The sequence below is a fragment of the Candidatus Aminicenantes bacterium genome (assembly GCA_026393795.1).
In the GTDB taxonomy this organism is placed as follows: Bacteria; Acidobacteriota; Aminicenantia; order UBA2199; family UBA2199; genus UBA2199.
Map to the genome: position 1 here is coordinate 1 of JAPKZL010000114.1, position 2,056 is coordinate 2,056.

Sequence of the window (2,056 nt, forward strand, 5' to 3'; positions counted from 1 at the left end):
AATAATGGTAAGTAGCGAGCAAGCCCAGCAGCAGGCCGGCGGTCAGGAAAGCCGCCAGCCAGGAGAAGGAGGTGCCTATGGTGACAATCACCCCGGTGCCGGTGAGCATGGCCACGCGATAAGCCATGACCCGGTAGCCCAGGAATTTGGTCTGTTCCTGCTTGTCCAGGGCGGCCAGGTAGTAGCCGTCGATGGCGATGTCATGGGTGGCTGCCACAAAGGCGCCGATAAATAACATGATAGCGATCAGGCGAAAGCCGCCGGGCAGGGGGGTCAAAAAGGCCACGGCCGTGATCAATACGGCCAGGGTCATTTGCATGGATAGCAGCCAGCGCCGTTTGGTGGCAAATTCGTCGACCAGCGGTCCCCAGAAAAATTTCAGGATCCAGGGCAGTCCGAAAAAGGTGGTCAGGCCGACGCCTTCCAAGCTGACGCCCATGTCGCGGAAAAAGAGCGTGGAAACGGAGCGGATGATGGAGAAGGGGAAACCTTCGGCGAAATAGGTGCTGAAGCACCAGATATGCGGTTTTTTCAATATCTCTGGCAATGGCTTGTCGGGCATGGTGTTTTTTATATTATTACAGGAGGAGATGAATTGCAAACCGGCGTTGTTGACATTTTGGAAATTTTTCGCTTGCACCTTCGCTGCCAAAGTGGAGAATTGACTGAAAAGTTGGGCTCAGGGGGTGACTTTAATGTTGATAAAGGGTCCTGGCGCGGTGTCATCCACCGCAAACGCCTCGGCCAGCGGCGAGCCGCAGACCCAGATGATCTCGCCGTCGCCGTTTTCCAGCAGCGGGCAGAGGTTGCGCAATGGGGCCGGAACGCCTGAGCTGCGGATCATTTCGAAAACGCTTTGCCGGTAGGGCGAATGGATCTTCTGGTATTTGTCCACAATCCGGGCCGGGCGGGCGCGCAGGGGAAAGTGCAGTTTCCTTTCCGGCACCAGGATATAGGAATTGTCCCTGGGCATTTGGAAACGGGTAACCTTTTTCAGCAAAATGACCTGCCCGGTAACCGGGATAGGCCAGCGGCCTTCGCCGCCGATCTCCAGCGTGTAATCGCTGATCCTGACCTTTTCCGGATAGATCCAGCCCCTGGCAAATTTCAGGTTCAGGCCCGGCAACGAGAGGCCGCGTCCGCTTTCCAGGCTGTGCATGAAATCAGCGATGTGCTCAAAGCCGACTCCCAGCAGGTTCCCTTTCAACAGGCGCAGGTACTCGCGGGTCAGGTGCCGGGTTAGGGCCGGGTGCAGCCCGGCAAAGGCCTTGACTGGCAGGACTGTCCCCAACAGCAGGTTCGTGCGCAGGATCTCCTGCGCCAGGCCCTGAAAATAATCGAACTCGTCCTGGATAAGCAGCACGGTCCTGAATATCCTTGCCTCGATATCGGGTTCGATCTCCCTGGCAGCGGGCATAAGGCGGTGGCGGATGCGGTTGCGCAAAAAATCATCCTGCAGGTTGGTTGGATCCTGATAGAATTCCAAGCGGTTGCGTTCAAGAAATGCACAGATCTCATCCGCCGAAAAAATCAGCAGCGGGCGGATGAGCTGCTTTTCCTTGCTGGCGAAAATGGCCGAGAGTCCCTGCAAGCCGCTGCCGCGAAAGAGCTTGATGAAAAAGGTTTCGCTCAGGTCCGAACGGCTGTGGGCGGTGGCCACGCGGGCCCCGGGAATTTTACTTGCTAGCGCGGCGAAAAAATCGTAGCGCGAAAGCGAGGCGGCGTGTTCCAGGTTCAGGCGGTTTTCCCGGCGGAAACGGCGCAGGTCGCGGCTGCCGATCTCCAGTTCGATGTTGCGGGCCTTGCAGAAAGCGCGTACCCAGTTTTCTTCTTCCTTGGCATCAGGCCGCAGGCCATGATTGAAATAAGCGGCGATGATGGTCAGGGGAAAACTTTTTTGCAGCTCCTGCAGCAGGGTGATGAGGGCGACCGAGTCCTTGCCGCCCGAAAAACCAACCAGCACCGTAGCGCCGGAGCAGAGCAGCCGGTTTTGTTCGATATTTTTTTTGAATGCCGGAAATAGTAATTTCATATGTGTCGACGATTTCCTTGGCCG

2 protein-coding genes are annotated in these 2,056 nt (G+C 56.8%); both read right to left on the minus strand.

The genetic code is table 11. The features are described 5' to 3' along the window. Positions 1-562: MFS transporter (locus tag NTW95_05610; protein MCX6556897.1), on the minus strand; the 562-nt coding region annotated here is incomplete at its 3' end. A gap of 117 nt (positions 563-679) precedes the next feature. Then, the gene (gene tilS / locus NTW95_05615) at positions 680-2,032 is read right to left on the minus strand and encodes a tRNA lysidine(34) synthetase TilS (GenBank protein ID MCX6556898.1); all 1,353 of its coding nucleotides are present in this window, start codon (positions 2,030-2,032) and stop codon (positions 680-682) included. Positions 2,033-2,056 lie beyond the last annotated feature (24 nt).

Coding starts and splice junctions, on each gene's coding strand:
- tilS (MCX6556898.1), bottom strand. CDS start 2,032: ATGAAATTACTATTTCCGGCATTCAAAAAAAATATCGAACAAAACCGG.